Raw genomic sequence first — 17,015 nt, 5'->3', positions numbered from 1 at the left:
AAAGGACTAGAGAGATGAAAGGTGCTACTTCAATATTCTGCACATTATTGTTATTATTGCTGTTTGTAGCAGGTTGTACACAACAACATCAAAGTAGTAAACGCAACAGTGATGATGCCTCCATGTATGCAAAACATAAATCAAAAGTAAATGATGATTGGAAACCTTATAAAGGAGAAATTTACCATGTATTTTTTCATCCGGTTATAACTGATCCAAAAGTAGCATTTGATAGTAAAAATCCAAGTGCGAAAGGTAATAATGACTGGATGGTTACAACGAAAGAATTCAAATCAGCCATTGAGGAATTACATAAAAACAACTATATTTTGATAGACCCTCACGATGCTTATGACCTTCAATCATCACCTATAAAAAAGAAAACATTGAAATTACCTAAAAATAAGAAACCATTAATATTATCTATCGATGATATGAACTATTATGATTATATGCTCGGAAAAGGATACGATGATCGCCTCGTTTTAGATGAATCACAACATGTCGTTTCAGAAACGAAAGATAAACAAGGAAAGATTACCCATTCAAAAAGTGACGATATCGTACCAATCTTAAATGATTTTGTAAAAGCGCACCCTGACTTTTCTTTAAATGGGCAAAAGGGTGTTGTAGCATTAACGGGCTATAGTGGTGTAATAGGTTATCGAACAAATGAAACAGATAGTAAAGATTATGAGCAACGTAAAAAAGATGCTAAAAAAGTTGTAGACGCAATGAAACGCGATGGTTGGACATTTGCCAGTCATTCATATGGACATATTAATTTTGAAAAATCATCTTATAAAGCAATTGTCAACGATACCCAAAAATGGGAAAAAGAAGTCGTACCTATTGTTGGTAAAACGGATTTATTTATTTTCCCTCATGGTGCACAAGATCGTCATACACCAGCGTATAACTATTTAATTAAAGAAGGTCATTTTAAATATCTCGCTGGTGTGGGTCCTAATAATTTTACAGATGTTTCACCTGATAATGTATATCAAGATAGAGTTGCTATAGATGGTCTGAACCTATATGAATTTAAATATAAACTCAAACCATTTCTTATACCTGAAAATGTATATAACAAAGAAGATCGTGCTTATTTTAAAGGGAATAAATCCTATGCATATTAATTAAAAGCCATCTTTGAATGTGGAGTAAAGGATTCCTCCTATACTTCTCTCAAAGATGGCTTTTTTTATATATTTTTTTGTTTGACCGCTATAGTTCCTCTCATTACTGTAATGAGTATGCCTTCCTCATTAGTAATTTTGACATCCCAAACGTGTGTCATGCGACCACGATGTAAAAGGGTTGCTGTAGCAATCACTTTTCCACTTTGTACTGATTTAATATGATTGGCATTCATCTCTAAACCAACAGGTATCTCTTTTGTAACATCTAATAAATGTGAGGATCCTATAGAACATGCCGTTTCGCCTAAGGCCATTGTTGCCCCTCCATGAAGATAACCGAACGGTTGTTTCACATTATCTGTCACCGGCATTTCCATTTTAAGATACCCCTGATGTTGATCTACCACTTTCATATTTAATAATTCCACTAAATTCGACATGCCTATGCCTCCTTAATAACATCATTATAATACAAGTGCTGCAATCGTACCCATAACGACAAGTGGAATATTATAAAACAAGAAATTTGGTATACAAGTATCACGAATATGATCATGTTGACCGTCGACATTCAGTCCTGCAGTAGGACCAAGTGTGGAATCACTTGCGGGTGAACCTGAATCCCCTAGCGCACTTGCAGTACCAATGAGTGCAATAAGGGCCATTGTACTCATTCCTAAAGCTTCACCAAATGGTATAAATAAAGCTGCAATAATCGGGATTGTTGCAAATGAAGATCCAATACCCAAAGTCACTATGAGACCAATGAGATACATTAATACAATACTCAGAAATAAATTACCGCCAGAAATTGTTGTCAGGCCATTAACGAGCTTTTCTATATCACCTGTTTTGTTCATGACACCCGCAAAACCATTGGCGGTTAAAATAACGACCCCTATATAAGCCATTATTTTAATTCCATCTACAAATTGATGATCTAGTTCTTTCCATTTGTAAATGCCTGAAACAAAGAAAATGAGCACCCCTGCCAATGCACCAAATATCATTGAATCTGTTAAAGTTTGAACCGTAAATGTCGCCAAAATTGCCACAATGACTACAATAATCACATACGGTCTTAGTGTAACTTCATTGTCCTTATTAGACACCTCAATCGTTTTATAGTCCCTAGGTTTACGATAATATATTAACGCTAAAATGAGACCAATAATATAGCCACTTGCAGGTATTAACATTGCTTTCCAAATCATTCCAAATTCAATGGGATGATGTGCTTTTTCAAATCCTTTTTGGATAATTTCTTGGAATATATGACCAAATCCAAATGGGAGCAACACATATGGAAAACATAATCCAAAACCGATAATTACGCCAATCAAACGGCGATCAATTTTAAGTTCATTAAATAAACTAAGTAGTGGTGGTACAACAATTGGAATAAATGCAATATGCACTGGTATAACATTTTGACTCATGACACTAAGCATAAGCAAACTGATAATAATAAATACTTTTACTTTAATACGTGAAACTTTCGTATTTTCTGTTCGGATGGCTTCAATGATACGGTTTACTAAATAATCTGTAATACCGCTATAGGATATTAAAGCTGCAAATCCGCCTAATAACGCATAGCTAAGTGCAACTTCAGCCCCATCCACAATATTTTGCGTAAATGTTTCAATCGTTTTGTCTAAAGGCAAGCCGACTAACAATCCACCGACTAAGGCACTTATAAACAAACTAATGACAACATTTAATCGACATAAACATAAAACAATCATAAGTAATACTGCGATTAAAACTGCATTCATTCCGTTATCTCCTTTAGTTCATTATCGTGTTAAAGCGTTATGAAAATCATAACAGTTTCATTTTTTCATGTCAATGTATGATCTCACTTCTTTTTTGAAATTTTTATATTCATCGCATCGACCTAAAATAATATTTCATTTAGTGTTAGCACTATCTATAATTTCCAATCTTTAGAGTTCTAAATGTAAAACAAGGAGTAGCCTTAAAGGGCACACTCCTTGCTCATTTTTAAAACTCTATTATAATTCTGTCACTTTTCCATAGGTATGTTTAAGATAATGTACTATGGTTGAAATCATGACACCTGTTGCACCTTTAGGGCCTTTATAAGATGCTTTACTCGTCGTTGCAGGACCTGCAATATCAAAGTGTAGATGTGGTGTTTCACCACTAAAATGTGTAATAAATGCAGCAGCAAACAGTGCTTTACCATCTGCATTTACATGATTAGTTAAGTCAGCGACATCAGATTTTTTAATTTGCTTTCGTTCTGTTGCTGTAATTGGTAATTCAAATGTAGGCTCCCCCCATATGCGCGTTTGCGTTAAAATGTCATCCAATATGTGTGTAGAGACCCCTTTATTAAATACAGCTGTTTTGTCTACACCTAAAGCAACAATTGCGGCACCAGTTAATGTCGCGAAATCCATAATTAATGCAGGTTGATATTGATTCGCATAATATGAAGCATCTGCTAAAACAAGTCGTCCTTCTGCATCTGTGTTTGGCACTTCAACTGTTTCTCCGCTTAAAGCAGTAAAGACATCATCTGGTTTCATTGCATGTGGTGCAATCATATTTTCAGCAGCAGCAATCACTCCGACTACGTTTACTTTAAGTTGAAGTGCTTGAATCGCATCAATCATCCCGACAACGTTTGCTGCACCACACATGTCGAATTTCATGGTAGGCATACCATTTTTAGACTTGATAGAATAGCCTCCAGAGTCGTACGTAATCCCTTTACCCACAAGGGCAATCGTTTGATCTTGATGATTTGGATTCCCTTTATATTCTAATGTAATCAATCTGGGGGCATGGCTTGAACCTTTACCTACTGCATGCAGTAAGCCGAAACCTTCCTGCTGAATCATAGTGCCATCTTTGATATCCACTGTTACATTTGTTGTTTTAAAACGTTCGTCTACCAATGTCGCAAAGTATTCTGGTGTTAAAATATTTGGGGGCATATTGCCTAAATCACGTGCAAAATTAATAGCGTGACCTAAATGACGACCATCTAGCATCACCGATTCATAATTCGCCCATGTTTTAGGTTCAAGTTGAATATGTATACGATAAGGCGCTTTTTTATCAGATTTATAAGAATCAAACGTATAAATTGCTTGTTCTTGTTGCAACCCCATTATATTAAATACCTTTTCAATTTCTACAGTTTTTGAGAAAAACGTTGGCATATATAGGCTTATCGAATCTATAGCATGTTGTTTCAAGTATTGAAACACATTACCCCATATTTTTAAATAATCGCCTTCTGTGCGTTTTTTTACATTACCTATTCCAACAGTTACCACCTTACACCATTGATCATTGATGAATAGGGCTGCCTCTCGTACATCGCCTAACTTAGATGATACTAATTGTTGCGCTTTTAAAGGCGCCAAAGCATCAATCAATGCATGATCTTCCTTCACTTCCTCCACAAATTGATTAAGATGTTCCGGTACGCCAATCACACGTACTGATGATTTGTATGCTGTCATCATCCCACTCCTTTTCTCATTTAATGCTCTATACAAAGAAAGGCTGGATAGTGCCCTTAGAGAAGACACTCCCAGCCATGTATGACATTGATTTAGAATTTACCTTTTTTATAAGCTAAACCTAAACCACCAATTTTGAAAATTGCACGTGTATCAATCACGCGTTTCATGAAGGCTGCTTTTTTACCTGTGATTTCACGGCCATAAACAAGTCCTACACCATCATGTTTACCTAAAGATGCAACTGTTCCACGATCAACATACGTGAAGTTTTCAGTTGGCTCACCTTTTAAAATATGTTGAATATTTTTCGCAACATGTTCACCTTGTTGCATTGCAATTTGTGCAGTTGTTGGTAATGGACGCTCTTCACCTTCTGGAATAAATGCAGAACAGTCACCGATTACGAAAATGTCATCATAACCTTCAATTGTTAAATCTTGTTTCGTAACGATGCGACCGCGTTTAACACCTTCAAATGATTTTTCCATTAATTGGCTTCCACGTACACCTGCAGCCCAAACAACCGTATTCGCTTCTAATGTTTGTTCTTCATCGTTCACTTTCACAACGAATCCTTTTTCATTCGCTGCTACGATAGGTGTACCCACTTTAAATTCAACACCACGGCTTTCTAAATAACTCACCGCATGATTTACCAAGTTGTCAGAGAACATTGGTAACATTTTAGGTGCTGCTTCAACACAAGTAATTTTAACTTTACTTTGGTCAACGCCGTATTTGTTCGCAAGTTCTGGAATACGATCTGTTAATTCGCCTAAAAATTCTACACCTGTAAAACCTGCGCCCCCAACTAAAATTGCTAAATCATTATCATCTTTCGTTTTTGATGCAGCATAATTTGCAAATTTGTCTTCAATATGACGCGCAATTTTTCGTGCAGTATGCACATTTTCAATTTGGAACGCATGTTCTTTCATACCATTAATGCCAAATGTTTCAGATTCGAATCCTAAACCAACCACTAAAATATCAAAGTCGAAAATACCACGTGTCGTTTCAACTTTTTTAGCGTTGCGGTCTATTTTAGTTACCTCTGCACGCACGAATTCAACATGATCTTTAATGACACTATCGATCGGATACAAAACATCCTCATAGCTTAGCGTACCAGCTGATGCTTCATGTAACCATGTAGACTCATAGTGATAATCGTTTTTATTAATTAAAGTGATGTGTGCATCTTCTTCAGATAATTGTTTTTGAAGTTTTGATACAGTTTGTAAACCAGCGTAACCTGCACCCAAAACAAGTACTTTTTTACGTTCTGCCATTTCTATTCACCTATTCCTTCATAAATATTATAAATACTCTTCCTACTGTATACCCTCATAATTTTTTATGTACACAAAATTGTAAAATACAGTTCAATAATAGTTTATATTTTTTTAACGGTGAATTCAAGTTAATCATATGAATGTAAACACTTCGATATCAACAGTTAATATAAGCAGAGAAAATGAAGTATCACTTGAGAGAAACCGCTTACATAACGATGAAATAATGGAGTCGTACAGTGTATCAACGCTTACACTTGCACGACTCCTTACTTAAATCTATTCAATATTGATCATATGACCTTAATGATTATACTTTATTTTGAAGGTTAACAATCTTCAGGTGTGCCTGCCACTTTAGCTGTTCTAAATGAACTGCCACAGCCACATGAAGCAATTGCATTTGGGTTGTCGATTTGGAACCCGCCACCCATCAGTGACGTCTTGTAATCAATCGTCGTACCATTAAGTATTGGTGCATCTTCCTTATCCACTAATACTTTTAACCCATAAAATTCTAAAACTTCATCATTTTCACCTGGTTCTGGCTCAGCAGTCATGCCATACGTAAGACCTGTACAGCCGCCGCCATTCACTTTCACTTTTAAGTAACCATTTGGCATATCATTTTGTTTCAACATATCTTTCACTTCGTAAGCCGCTGCTTCCGTTAAAATAACAGTAGACATGATAAATCCTCCTTAAAAAATCCACGTCGCTTCAATGTGTGCATAAATATTTTGTAGCAATTCATCAGGTGTTTCCCCTTCAACTAAATCACCATTGACAAGCGCATAAAGTCCTGATGAACATATACCACAGTGTTGTAAACAGCCATAGTCTAGAACATCTATATTGGGATCGTTTTCTAAGGTCTGAAAAACTTTTTCAGAACCCCTTGCCATATTGGAGATGCAAAACTCAACAATAGGATTCATGGTTCACCCTCTAGCATTTCAATTTATAGTACATACATTATAACAAACTATCTCACATCCATCTATGACATCAACTTATATAAAGTTGTTTAATAACATTAATATTAATAATTATTTGTGAATCAATTTTGACAGAATTTTGACGTTTGTTTGTGTGCATTTTAAAAAACGTATATAATTATAGTAAGTAATGATGTCTGAATCTCATTCATTTTGATGCAAACGTAATATGTCGAGGGGTCATAAACATATTGTTCGCATCGAGCATATAAAATCAACATTAAAGGGGAATTTATAATGAAGAATTTAGTATTGTTAGGCGGCGGCTACGGCAACATGCGTATTTTGTCTCGTATCTTACCAGAGGCACTACCAGATGATTATCAGGTAACACTTATTGACCGTATGCCTTATCACGGGTTAAAAACAGAATTTTATGCGCTTGCGGCAGGTTCTAAATCGGATAAAGAGGTTCGAGTAGGTTTTCCTAAATCAGAACGAATGAATGTGGTATATGGCGAAATCACTGATATTGATCTAGAGCAACAAATCATTTCAGTGGGCCAAACACGTGTAGATTATGATGAATTGATTATTGGATTAGGTTGTGAAGACAAATATCATAATGTGCCTGGGGCTAAAGCGTATACATATAGTATTCAAACATTACAAAGTGCGCGCAAAACATACCATGATATTAGTGAATTGCCTTCAAATTCTCAAGTTGGCATTGTAGGGGCTGGATTAAGCGGCATTGAACTTGCAAGTGCTTTACGTGAAAGCCGTAGTGATATTAAAATCTTTTTATATGATAGAGGCGATCGCATCCTAAATCAATTTCCAGAAAAACTAAGTAATTATGTGAAAAAATGGTTTGAACAACATGATGTTACTGTTGTACCAAATTCAGACATTGTTAAAGTAGAACCTGGTATTTTATATAATAAAGAAACGAAAAATGAACACGATTTAATCGTCTGGACAGCGGGGATTCAACCTGTTGAGTTAGTCCGTAATTTACCTGTTGATTTAAGTCGCAGCAATCGTGTTATTTTAAATCAGTATCACCAAGTTCCGACATACCCTAATGTATATGTCGTAGGAGATTGCGCAGACTTACCACATGCACCAAGTGCGCAACTTGCAGAAGAACAAGCAGATCAAATCGCATCTGTTTTAAAAACAAAATGGGAAGGTAAACCATTACCTGAACAAATGCCAGACATTAAAATCCAAGGATTTTTAGGCTCACTTGGTGAGAAAAAAGGCTTTGCATATGTCATGGATAAGACTGTAACAGGTCGTCTTGCATCAATCTTAAAATCTGGTGTGTTATGGCTTTATAAACATCATAACGGTTAACATTAAAAAACGGGATGGGACGCATGTTCCATTCCGTTTTGAATTATAGTAGATAAATGTCATATTTACATATTTATATGAAAATTGAGGTACCTTATTTTTCATTTACAATATGTTCATCTATAAACCGTGTAATCGGTTTGAGTTGGACGTAACCATCTGTAACATATTCATCATTCATTGTAACAAGAGGATAAAATAATTCATCTTCTTGGATTTGTTCGATAAATTGCTGATCATGGTCAGATAGATTTTCAGTATCTTTTTCAATATCTATATACGTATACTCGAACTGAATATTTGGATATTTACGCGCTAAAATCGACTGTAACCACTCATATGTGTTTTGAGAACTGGGTGCATTCACACAACTGGCACAAATGACGTCAGCACCATAAACGACAACACTCACTTTAGTCATCAATACTCTCCCCTTGTTTCTATTATAGATTTTTACTACTGATTCTATTATAATAAAAAAATAAGAGGAATTAGAACCATTTAACTTGAAAGGAGGCATTTTACATGCCAACTGAAAATGCAACAATGTATGACCAAGTTGCTGAGGTCATCGAAAAATTACGTCCTTTCTTATTACGCGATGGCGGTGACTGTGAACTCGTCGATGTTGAAGATGGAATTGTAAAGCTTCAATTATTAGGCGCTTGTGGCACATGTCCAAGTAGTACCATTACTTTAAAAGCCGGAATTGAACGTGCACTCGTTGAAGAAGTGCCTGGCGTTATTGAAGTTGAACAAGTTTTTTAATATCGCATATTTTAAAATAAATCACTTATTCTTGTTCGGGCTTGCCGACAACACATACACCCCTTAAAAGCTTGTAATTAATACTTTTAAGGGGTGTTTTATATTGATAAACGTCATGTCTACCAAGCTTTATGTACTGAAATCATCTAACCTTGCCATTCATTTAAAATATACAAAAACAGTAACATGACCACGAATCATGTTACTGTTTTTCATTTTTATGAGTGAATATGTTTCTCAATTTTTTCAGTTAGTTCTACTAAACCGCGCCAACCAATGTGTACTGCATCACTCATCACATATGGTTTATAGTCTTGATCTGTCATGTCGTGTACATTGCCACCATGAGATGAAATAGTTTTCACAATCTTTTCATCCACTTTTTGACGGCGTTCTCTATCAACATGAATAGAATCATACCATTTACCATTTACAGGTAGGACGACATATTGTACATCTGCATTACCAGCTTTCATAAGGTCTACTAAAAGTGCAAGATCTTTGAATTCTGGAGAGTTCATGTGGAACTCATGTTGACGACTAATTGGACGTTTATTTTGTTTAATCAGTTTCCAATATTCATCTTTAATGCGATAAGGATTCGTTGAACTACGGCTTTTACCATACTTTTCAGCTTCCTTATCTAATTGTGCATATGATTTTGTATTTGGTTTAGATTTATCAAGCAGTTTGGTTAACTTATCTGTTTCTACAGACATCGGAATATAACTTTTCAAAATTTCCATTTTTTCTAAATGGTTCGCATAAAATGGGTTTAAGTAATGACCTTTAACTTCACCTGTTTTAGCGACCTGTTTTAAAAAGTCATCATGCTTATTTGTTTTAAAATGTAATAAACGTTGAGCGAGACGTTGTTTAAGATGATTCGGTATATTTGGATTATCGAAATATCGGTTAATCTGAACTTTAGACACACGACCTAAGTAGTTATTTTCTAACATACCTTTTCGTGTGAACCATTGCGGTGAAATAATGATCGTCATTTTTTTATTTTTTAACTGATCATATTGCGCACCCAAAGCAATAGCCTGTAATAAATCTGTTTGTCCACCCGTACCTACATAAAATAAGTCTGGCTTTTTACCTTTTAACAAGATAACAGGTTGGTACGGGTCGTCTTTACGCAGTTCACTTGACCCATACACAGGATAAAAGTTTTTATCTTTTAACATGGCATGCTGAATGGCAGATCCTTTAATGACGTTATCAGAATTTGCAACTTGTTGTTTTAACAATTTCTGGTGAGACCAGTTAGGCTGAAGCCATGATGCAGGTATTAAAACAAAAGCACCAAATAAAAGTCCACTAACGAGAAAAGCTAAAATTGCTGGATGTTTTAACTTCATTGTAATTCAGATAATACTTCAACAATTTTATTTGGTGTTGCCCATGCTTCACGATCGAAGTCCATAATTGATACTTCAATATCCAACTCATTTTGAATTGCTAAAATGAGTTGTACTGTTTGCATAGAATCTAAAATACCTTCATCAAATAAACGAACATCTGGTTGTTCCTTAACAATGCTATCTTCTGTAACGTCTTCTAAAATATTTAATACTTGTTCTCTAAATTCCATATCAATCACTCCTAAATTAAATCAGTTTTCCTGAGAATATTAATAGTCCAAAAGCTATAAAGTGGAATGTAATGAGTATTCCCATTACATTGAAAAATGGATGTTTGAGCTGGCCAAAACGTTTTTTACGCCATTTTTCATAATACGCATAACCTATAAATAATGCTGCATGATATAAACCATAAATGATATAAAACCATTCAAGACCATGCCAAATCCCCATAATTCCGAAATTGACTAAAAATGCAAGATTTGAAATATGAAACGTTGATTTCATATATTTCTTCTTCGTCATAAAGAAGACGATACGCATATATACACAGTCTCTGAACCAGAATGACAGTGACATGTGCCAACGATTCCAGAAGTCTTTAATGTTTTTAGCGATAAATGGTTTATTAAAGTTCATTGGCGTTTGAATACCATAAATGTAACTAAATGCTACCGCAAATAAACTATATCCTGCAAAATCAAAGAATAGGTAGAACGTATATCCATACATGTAAATCCAATAATCAGTAAACGTTGTCAGATGGTTGCCCATTGGGGTTGTTACATATTTTTGAATTAAAAATGCCACAATATATTTGTATAAGAACCCTAACATCACAAAGTGTACTGCTTTTTCTAGGAGTAATTTGTATTGTGCTGCATCCGGAACTTTTTTATCATCTTTAACAAAACGTCTGAAACGATCAATTGGTCCTGATGATATTGTTGGGAAGAACGTCATAAATGCCAACAATTTTCTGAGAGGTATTTCTTTAATAGAATGATCTCGAATCTCCATAATCAATTGGATACTCTTAAATGCAATGTATGAAATACCTAAAAAGCCAAATAAGCCAAGTAATTTAGAACTGTATATATGTACTTGTCCAGTTCCTAACCATGAGCTTTGAAGTACTTTAACGGCAATTAAAGGTAAAAGTGATAAGAAAAGTACTGTGACATATAGCGCTGTCGAATTCTTTTCTTTATTTTTATTGAGTTTTTCATACCCTTTAATCACTAAAACTTGCCAAATGATATATAGGAAAAACGTCATCGTATGATAACTTAAATATTTAATTCCTAAAAAGTTATGTTTGTGGTCTGCAAAAATAATGACCAACATGACGATTGTGCTGAGTGCATTATAAATTTTAGAACGTTTACCGAATAACCCTAAAATGATGACAGGTAATAAAATGATAAACGCGATTAAGAAAAAGTGAAATGAAGCATATGGTGTCATGATTGGTATACCTCGTTAATCATTTTTCGGTCGATTTTACCGTTGTTATTTAACGGCATTTGCTCAACACACACCCACTGTTGTGGAATCATGTAATCCGGTAATTCTTCTTTAATACGGGATTTAATGACTTTAATCGCTTCTTTTTCATCTAAATCTCGAGATGATAATTGAAGCACACCTTTAAGTAATTTTACTTTATTATTTTTGCGTACAGGCACAACCATCGCATTAATAATTTCATCTAAACGGTTTAATTTCGCCTCTATTTCTTCCAATTCCATACGATAACCGTTGTATTTAATTTGATTATCAATACGTCCTTGGATAAACCATTGATCGTCTACAAATTTAGCACTATCTCCAGTGAGATAACCTCGCGTTCCATTTGTCTCGAAGAACACACGTGCACTGCGTTCTTCATCTTTAACGTAACCTGCACTTACACATGATCCTTCAATAACAAGTTCATTTTCATCTGTGACACGTAAGTTTACGCCTGGTCTCGGTTGACCGATAGGTACACTCTCAAATTGATCTAATACATCTTGTGTCACCAAAATACTTGTAATGGCAACTGTCGCTTCCGTAGGGCCATATGTATTGTAAATCGCAGCTTGCGGAAATTGTTTTAATAAGCGTTGTGCAGATTTATGGCCAAATACTTCACCACAGAATAAGAATGTCGATAAATTCGGCATGTGTTCTGTATTAAATGAAGGTAATAGTAAACACATTTCCATAAATGAAGGTGTAGACACCCACACATCTATCGGTTGAGCAACAAATAGCTCATGTAACGCTTTAGGGTTAATAATCATATCTTTTGATACAAATTGAATAGTACCTCCAGAAACTAATGCTGGATACACTGACATCACTGATAAATCAAACGAAAGTGGTGCTTGGTTCAACCATACTTGACCTTCTTTATTTTGATTTAAATCGTCTACCCAATTAGCAAAATCGACTAAACTATCATAATAAATTTGTACACCTTTAGGTTCACCCGTTGAACCTGAAGTGAAAATAGTATATGCGATTGAATCTGGTTGAATATTTGAAACATGCGCTGTTTCCCCTGTAAGGTTCAATGTTTTAACGTCAACAACTTTGATATTGTCTAACGTCATTGTATCTGTCATTGTATTTAAAAACAGACTTGGTTGAATCCTGTTAACAATTGATTCGATACGATTCGCAGGAATCGAATAATCAATAGGTACGTAGCCACATCCTGCTTTTAATGCTGCAATCATTCCGACAATCATATATGGGGACATATGTCCATAAACAACAATCGGTTGTGTCTCATCCTTTAATTGAATTGCAAGTTGATTTGAATATGCTTCTAATTCGGAATAAGTTAAAGCATCAGTTTGATGTTGTACAGCATTTTTATTTGGAGTGGCTTCACTAAAATAACGAATGGCTTCTAAAATATCTCTCATCGTTAACACTCCCTCTTAGTTTAAAATTCGTTATAGACAAATGTACTTTGTGCACCGCTGTCCCCGTACAACAAGTATAAAGCCATCATAATAGCGAAATAAAACACCATTAATAAAAATGACTTTAGATACACATGATCTGCCAATTTCATAGTACTCACTTCTCTTTTCTAAAAAATTGTCGTGCATAGAATTGGTATTACCAGAAGTGACCCAATGCGTCCCTAGTTTAACACTGACTTCCTTATAGCTTTTCCCAATTTAAAACATACGTCACATTTCTCATGCATCTGTTCCATTCATTTACACACGTAATATTATAATACTATTCACTCATTATATCTCATTTTTTGAATAATTTAAGTGAAATTTAAACTAAATAGGTCTTAAGTCGTAGAAAAACAAACATACAGCGCACGTGACGTATGTTTGTTTTTTTATCATACTATATTATTTACTTTAGGTTAAATCATAAATATAAATATAATGATGTAGAATTGGTTGTGGACTATTTAACACTTATTTTATTACGAGCTTCGCATCCGTTAAATACATCTTCTATATTTAATATACATGCTTGAATCATTTGGTCGCGTGTTAATATCGATGCACTTCCAATATGAGGAGTAATAATCACATTAGGAAACTTCAACAACGGGTGATCCATTTGAATCGGTTCATTGCGCACAACATCTAACCCTGCACCTGCAATTTCCTGTTCCTCTAATGCGCGAATTAAATCCTCTTCTACAACCAAATCTCCTCTACCAATATTGATAAAAATGGCATCATTTCTCATCATTTTAAATACATCATAATTAAATTTATTTTGCGTTTCAGGCGTTGACGGCGCTGTAGAAATAATAAAATCACTTTCTTTGACTAGCGTTTCAAATGACGTATAAAACGCGCCGAGCTCATGTTCTGCTTTTGCATTGCGCGAGCGGTTATGGTATAAAATATCAGCATTAAAACCTTTTAATCGTCTTGCAAACGCTCTACCAATTTCACCCATACCATATATGCCAACTTTAGAACGATATATATCTTTACCCGCAAGTAAATAAGGTCCCCAACTTTCCCATTTGCCATCTTGAACGTATTTTTCAGCTTCTACGATACGACGAGATGTGGCCAACATGAGCGCAAATCCTAATTCAGCTGTCGTTTCGGTTAACACATGTGGTGTGTTCGTTACGACAACCTCATGACGTTCTGTTGCCGCTAAATCTATATTGTCATACCCAACTGCCATATTTGCAACGATTTTCAAGTGAGGGGCAGCTTGAAATAATGTTTCATCTATTTGTTCACTTAAAGTAACGAGCAATGCCGTTTTATCTTTAGCCGCTTCTAAAAATTGTGTTCTCGGCATCGGTGTCAAGTGGTGATCCCACATCTCAACCTCTGCATATTGTTCCAGACGCGCTTTAAACTTTTCCGGAATTTGACGCGTTACGAGAATTTTATTCATGTATATCACTACCCTTTTCAAGTTTCTGTATTAAAACAAATAAATCTTTGATGCTATAAGTAGGTGGTATAGGTTTGTTCATTGCGTCAACTTTTGAAGTGACACCTGTTTGAACATGAATGGTGTCCATGCCAATATTAATACCCGATAAAATATCCGTATCATATAAGTCGCCAATCATTGCAACCTCAGAACGATCCAATTGTAGTAAATCAAGGGCTTTTTTCATAATCGGGGTTTCAGGTTTTCCAATAAATTTAGGTTCAGTTTTTGAAGACACTGTAACCACGCTTGTTAAAGAGCCGTTCCCCGGTAAAAATCCTTGTTCTTTAGGAATCGACGGATCTTTGTTGGTAGATATAAACACCGCACCTTTTTGAACAGCGAGTGTTGCTGTTGTTAGTTTTTCATATGTAATCGCTTCGTCTAATCCCATCACTACATAATCTACATTTGTATCTGATTTAAGTGTTAAACCAGCATCTTTTAATGCGGTTTCTAACCCTGACGCACCAACCATAAATACCGTTGCTCCCGGTTGTTCAGAAGCAATATAATCTGCTGTAGCCATCGCTGATGTAACAACTTCTTGAGGTCGCGCGTGGATATTCATTTGTTTTAATTTTGCTACTACATCCGTCGGCGATTTCGTTGAGTTATTTGTAACATAAAGATGTGGAATCTCATGTTCATTTAGATAATCAATAAATTCCTTGGCTCCTGGAATGATTTCGTTACCTTTATATAACGTCCCATCTAAGTCGATTAAATATGCTTTATAGTTTTTCATGATTCATTCCCGCCCTTTCCAAAAGCGGTAACTGGAACATTTTCATTTTCTAAAAAATGTACTACTTCATCTATAAATTGACGGTAATATGGGAGGACTTCATCAAATAACGTTTGTACTTCATTTACGTGAAGCTCATCATATAAATGAACGAATTGTTTTCGCACATCGATTGTTCGGTGAAGTTGCAATTGAGTATCTTTTGAAATCGCACCCTCAAGTTCTAAAATATCAATCACATCTTTATAATTACCAGGATCTCTTAATATAAAGGCATCAATAATCATATTGCCTATATCTACAGAAGACTCTATAAGCATTTGAGCCACACGTTCAAATGCATAGTGATTATCTTTGACATGTGCATAATCATCAGTTAATTGTTTCAAATATGTAAGTTTTCGAGATAATTGTTCCTTATTTACAAAATACATTTTAGTCACCTCTATTATCTTAATCATATCACAATTTTGCAGTTCGATTCATTTATCGTTATACTTGCCTTAACATTTTATTGAAGGAGTACACGAACATGATTGATATGTTTTTATATGATGATCTCGAACCTTCTCAAGTTCGATTCGTAGGATTTATAGGAGACCATAGTCGATATGACTTGGTGTTACTTCAAACAGATCGTCATTACGGTAAAACGATTGTGTTGAATACACAAACAAATAAATTCGGAATTATTGGTACTGACGACTTAGAAGAAGAAGGCTATATCGCATATATTTTAGGGGTTAACGATGATGAAGCTGAGGAAATTACTGCTTTCTTACATGAAGTAATTCAATAGTTGATGCTGTCCCCCTTTTCACAGCTCAGTGAATGGATTTTTAATATAGCACACATTTATCATTTAAAATCTGTCGTATCGGCTTCACTTTACCCATTCTTATATCTACCAAGCTTACTCAAATAGTACAAAAAAGCCTTCGAAATTCGTTTGAATTCCGAAGGTTTTTTAGTGATGTTGGATGTTTCATTACCATTCACCACATCATATTGCATTACAAATTATATGCATGCTGTAATCTTTATTAATGAAAGGACTTAATGTGTTACGCTGAGCATAAAAGCCCATTACTCTTGTATCGTGGGTTGAATTTTAACATCTTTGAGCTTATCTTCATTGATAATATGTGCATCTTCCGCAAGATGTTTTTCCGCTTCATGTTTACTAAGACGTCGAACAATGAAATACGCACATCCAAAATTACAGTATTCATATATATAATCCTGGATTGTTGAAAAACGTTTGTTAAAATCCGCTTTACGATTGGAGTCATAATAAAAACCTTTTAAGCGCAATTGCTCATAACCATAATCCCCAACAATAAAATCATATTTATCTAATATCTCAGAGTATCGAGCCACAAAGTCCTCTTCAATAAAACCATTTTCATAGGATTCTAGAAGTTCAAAATAATGCTGACCTACTTTAATCAT

Annotated in this window: 20 protein-coding genes; 4 read left to right on the top strand and 16 right to left on the bottom strand. The window is 35.0% G+C overall.

Features of this window, described 5'->3' with window-relative positions; translation table 11 throughout:
* Window positions 1-14: 14 nt before the first annotated feature.
* On the top strand, window positions 15-1,139 hold the full coding sequence (locus tag GJE18_RS02745) for a polysaccharide deacetylase family protein (protein WP_107368410.1): 1,125 nt from the start codon (window positions 15-17) through the stop codon (window positions 1,137-1,139).
* A 65-nt stretch (window positions 1,140-1,204) separates the two neighbouring features.
* On the opposite strand, the gene GJE18_RS02740 is transcribed toward GJE18_RS02745, so the two are convergent.
* From GJE18_RS02740 to GJE18_RS02715, 6 genes are all read right to left on the bottom strand, one after another.
* Window positions 1,205-1,582, bottom strand: coding sequence for a PaaI family thioesterase (locus GJE18_RS02740; RefSeq protein ID WP_060550657.1), 378 nt, complete (start codon window positions 1,580-1,582; stop codon window positions 1,205-1,207).
* Between the two features lie 24 nt (window positions 1,583-1,606).
* Window positions 1,607-2,920 (bottom strand): Na+/H+ antiporter family protein, encoded by a 1,314-nt coding sequence (locus GJE18_RS02735; RefSeq protein WP_165886077.1) that lies wholly within the window; start codon window positions 2,918-2,920, stop codon window positions 1,607-1,609.
* 240 nt (window positions 2,921-3,160) lie between these two features.
* Window positions 3,161-4,648 carry a M17 family metallopeptidase gene (locus GJE18_RS02730; RefSeq protein ID WP_420853494.1) on the bottom strand — a complete coding sequence of 496 codons (1,488 nt, stop codon included), beginning with the start codon at window positions 4,646-4,648 and terminating at the stop codon, window positions 3,161-3,163.
* Between the two features lie 89 nt (window positions 4,649-4,737).
* On the bottom strand, window positions 4,738-5,940 hold the full coding sequence (locus tag GJE18_RS02725) for an NAD(P)/FAD-dependent oxidoreductase (protein WP_037566779.1): 1,203 nt from the start codon (window positions 5,938-5,940) through the stop codon (window positions 4,738-4,740).
* A gap of 332 nt (window positions 5,941-6,272) precedes the next feature.
* On the bottom strand, window positions 6,273-6,632 hold the full coding sequence (locus tag GJE18_RS02720) for a HesB/IscA family protein (protein WP_037566778.1): 360 nt from the start codon (window positions 6,630-6,632) through the stop codon (window positions 6,273-6,275).
* A 12-nt stretch (window positions 6,633-6,644) separates the two neighbouring features.
* Complete coding sequence (locus GJE18_RS02715) at window positions 6,645-6,881, bottom strand: YuzB family protein (protein WP_037566777.1); 237 nt, start codon at window positions 6,879-6,881, stop codon at window positions 6,645-6,647.
* 297 nt (window positions 6,882-7,178) lie between these two features.
* Here GJE18_RS02715 and GJE18_RS02710 point away from each other — a divergent pair, with 297 nt between their 5' ends.
* Window positions 7,179-8,243, top strand: a complete 1,065-nt coding sequence (locus tag GJE18_RS02710) for an NAD(P)/FAD-dependent oxidoreductase (RefSeq protein ID WP_060550654.1) — start codon at window positions 7,179-7,181, stop codon at window positions 8,241-8,243.
* A gap of 94 nt (window positions 8,244-8,337) precedes the next feature.
* On the opposite strand, the gene GJE18_RS02705 is transcribed toward GJE18_RS02710, so the two are convergent.
* Window positions 8,338-8,664 (bottom strand): YuzD family protein, encoded by a 327-nt coding sequence (locus tag GJE18_RS02705; protein ID WP_060550653.1) that lies wholly within the window; start codon window positions 8,662-8,664, stop codon window positions 8,338-8,340.
* A gap of 104 nt (window positions 8,665-8,768) precedes the next feature.
* Here GJE18_RS02705 and GJE18_RS02700 point away from each other — a divergent pair, with 104 nt between their 5' ends.
* Complete coding sequence (locus tag GJE18_RS02700) at window positions 8,769-9,011, top strand: NifU family protein (RefSeq protein WP_037572314.1); 243 nt, start codon at window positions 8,769-8,771, stop codon at window positions 9,009-9,011.
* Between the two features lie 218 nt (window positions 9,012-9,229).
* On the opposite strand, the gene dltD is transcribed toward GJE18_RS02700, so the two are convergent.
* The 8 genes from dltD to GJE18_RS02660 form a co-directional block, all read right to left on the bottom strand.
* Entirely contained in the window at window positions 9,230-10,378 is a 1,149-nt protein-coding gene (gene dltD / locus GJE18_RS02695; RefSeq protein ID WP_060550652.1) for a D-alanyl-lipoteichoic acid biosynthesis protein DltD, read from the bottom strand.
* Window positions 10,375-10,611: a D-alanine--poly(phosphoribitol) ligase subunit 2 gene (gene dltC / locus GJE18_RS02690; RefSeq protein WP_037566769.1), complete on the bottom strand. Its 237-nt coding sequence runs from the start codon at window positions 10,609-10,611 to the stop codon at window positions 10,375-10,377. Before dltC ends, dltD begins: the two co-directional genes overlap by 4 nt.
* 16 nt (window positions 10,612-10,627) lie before the next feature.
* On the bottom strand, window positions 10,628-11,848 hold the full coding sequence (gene dltB, locus GJE18_RS02685; protein ID WP_060550651.1) for a D-alanyl-lipoteichoic acid biosynthesis protein DltB: 1,221 nt from the start codon (window positions 11,846-11,848) through the stop codon (window positions 10,628-10,630).
* Window positions 11,845-13,299 carry a D-alanine--poly(phosphoribitol) ligase subunit DltA gene (gene dltA, locus GJE18_RS02680; RefSeq protein WP_060550650.1) on the bottom strand — a complete coding sequence of 485 codons (1,455 nt, stop codon included), beginning with the start codon at window positions 13,297-13,299 and terminating at the stop codon, window positions 11,845-11,847. Before dltA ends, dltB begins: the two co-directional genes overlap by 4 nt.
* Before the next feature lie 20 nt (window positions 13,300-13,319).
* Complete coding sequence (locus GJE18_RS02675) at window positions 13,320-13,451, bottom strand: teichoic acid D-Ala incorporation-associated protein DltX (RefSeq protein WP_081858211.1); 132 nt, start codon at window positions 13,449-13,451, stop codon at window positions 13,320-13,322.
* A gap of 356 nt (window positions 13,452-13,807) precedes the next feature.
* Window positions 13,808-14,773, bottom strand: coding sequence for a 2-hydroxyacid dehydrogenase (locus GJE18_RS02670; RefSeq protein ID WP_060550649.1), 966 nt, complete (start codon window positions 14,771-14,773; stop codon window positions 13,808-13,810).
* Window positions 14,766-15,563, bottom strand: coding sequence for a TIGR01457 family HAD-type hydrolase (locus GJE18_RS02665; protein WP_060550648.1), 798 nt, complete (start codon window positions 15,561-15,563; stop codon window positions 14,766-14,768). Before GJE18_RS02665 ends, GJE18_RS02670 begins: the two co-directional genes overlap by 8 nt.
* Window positions 15,560-15,997 carry a DUF86 domain-containing protein gene (locus GJE18_RS02660; RefSeq protein ID WP_037566758.1) on the bottom strand — a complete coding sequence of 146 codons (438 nt, stop codon included), beginning with the start codon at window positions 15,995-15,997 and terminating at the stop codon, window positions 15,560-15,562. The genes GJE18_RS02665 and GJE18_RS02660 overlap by 4 nt, the downstream gene beginning before the upstream one ends.
* 98 nt (window positions 15,998-16,095) lie before the next feature.
* On the opposite strand from GJE18_RS02660, the gene GJE18_RS02655 reads away from it, so the two are divergent.
* The gene (locus GJE18_RS02655; RefSeq protein WP_107368412.1) at window positions 16,096-16,362 is read left to right on the top strand and encodes a DUF3055 domain-containing protein; all 267 of its coding nucleotides are present in this window, start codon (window positions 16,096-16,098) and stop codon (window positions 16,360-16,362) included.
* Between the two features lie 287 nt (window positions 16,363-16,649).
* Here the strand turns inward: GJE18_RS02655 and GJE18_RS02650 are convergent, their stop codons facing one another.
* Entirely contained in the window at window positions 16,650-17,015 is a 366-nt protein-coding gene (locus tag GJE18_RS02650) for a YutD family protein (RefSeq protein WP_037566755.1), read from the bottom strand.

This window comes from Staphylococcus agnetis (assembly GCF_011466855.1).
Classification (GTDB): Bacteria; Bacillota; Bacilli; order Staphylococcales; family Staphylococcaceae; genus Staphylococcus; species Staphylococcus agnetis.
This window is presented reverse-complemented; position numbering and strand designations above follow the sequence as displayed.

Excerpts from the sequence above, each read along its gene's own strand:
- dltC (WP_037566769.1), bottom strand. The coding sequence starts at position 10,611 with ATGGAATTTAGAGAACAAGTATTAAATATTTTAGAAGACGTTACAGAA.
- GJE18_RS02740 (WP_060550657.1), bottom strand. The coding sequence starts at position 1,582 with ATGTCGAATTTAGTGGAATTATTAAATATGAAAGTGGTAGATCAACAT.
- GJE18_RS02705 (WP_060550653.1), bottom strand. The coding sequence starts at position 8,664 with ATGACTAAAGTGAGTGTTGTCGTTTATGGTGCTGACGTCATTTGTGCC.
- dltD (WP_060550652.1), bottom strand. The coding sequence starts at position 10,378 with ATGAAGTTAAAACATCCAGCAATTTTAGCTTTTCTCGTTAGTGGACTT.
- GJE18_RS02670 (WP_060550649.1), bottom strand. The coding sequence starts at position 14,773 with ATGAATAAAATTCTCGTAACGCGTCAAATTCCGGAAAAGTTTAAAGCG.
- GJE18_RS02650 (WP_037566755.1), bottom strand. The coding sequence starts at position 17,015 with ATGATTAAAGTAGGTCAGCATTATTTTGAACTTCTAGAATCCTATGAA.
- GJE18_RS02675 (WP_081858211.1), bottom strand. The coding sequence starts at position 13,451 with ATGAAATTGGCAGATCATGTGTATCTAAAGTCATTTTTATTAATGGTG.
- GJE18_RS02720 (WP_037566778.1), bottom strand. The coding sequence starts at position 6,632 with ATGTCTACTGTTATTTTAACGGAAGCAGCGGCTTACGAAGTGAAAGAT.
- GJE18_RS02660 (WP_037566758.1), bottom strand. The coding sequence starts at position 15,997 with ATGTATTTTGTAAATAAGGAACAATTATCTCGAAAACTTACATATTTG.
- GJE18_RS02715 (WP_037566777.1), bottom strand. The coding sequence starts at position 6,881 with ATGAATCCTATTGTTGAGTTTTGCATCTCCAATATGGCAAGGGGTTCT.
- dltB (WP_060550651.1), bottom strand. The coding sequence starts at position 11,848 with ATGACACCATATGCTTCATTTCACTTTTTCTTAATCGCGTTTATCATT.
- dltA (WP_060550650.1), bottom strand. The coding sequence starts at position 13,299 with ATGAGAGATATTTTAGAAGCCATTCGTTATTTTAGTGAAGCCACTCCA.
- GJE18_RS02710 (WP_060550654.1), top strand. The coding sequence starts at position 7,179 with ATGAAGAATTTAGTATTGTTAGGCGGCGGCTACGGCAACATGCGTATT.
- GJE18_RS02700 (WP_037572314.1), top strand. The coding sequence starts at position 8,769 with ATGCCAACTGAAAATGCAACAATGTATGACCAAGTTGCTGAGGTCATC.
- GJE18_RS02745 (WP_107368410.1), top strand. The coding sequence starts at position 15 with ATGAAAGGTGCTACTTCAATATTCTGCACATTATTGTTATTATTGCTG.
- GJE18_RS02735 (WP_165886077.1), bottom strand. The coding sequence starts at position 2,920 with ATGAATGCAGTTTTAATCGCAGTATTACTTATGATTGTTTTATGTTTA.
- GJE18_RS02655 (WP_107368412.1), top strand. The coding sequence starts at position 16,096 with ATGATTGATATGTTTTTATATGATGATCTCGAACCTTCTCAAGTTCGA.
- GJE18_RS02730 (WP_420853494.1), bottom strand. The coding sequence starts at position 4,648 with ATGATGACAGCATACAAATCATCAGTACGTGTGATTGGCGTACCGGAA.
- GJE18_RS02665 (WP_060550648.1), bottom strand. The coding sequence starts at position 15,563 with ATGAAAAACTATAAAGCATATTTAATCGACTTAGATGGGACGTTATAT.
- GJE18_RS02725 (WP_037566779.1), bottom strand. The coding sequence starts at position 5,940 with ATGGCAGAACGTAAAAAAGTACTTGTTTTGGGTGCAGGTTACGCTGGT.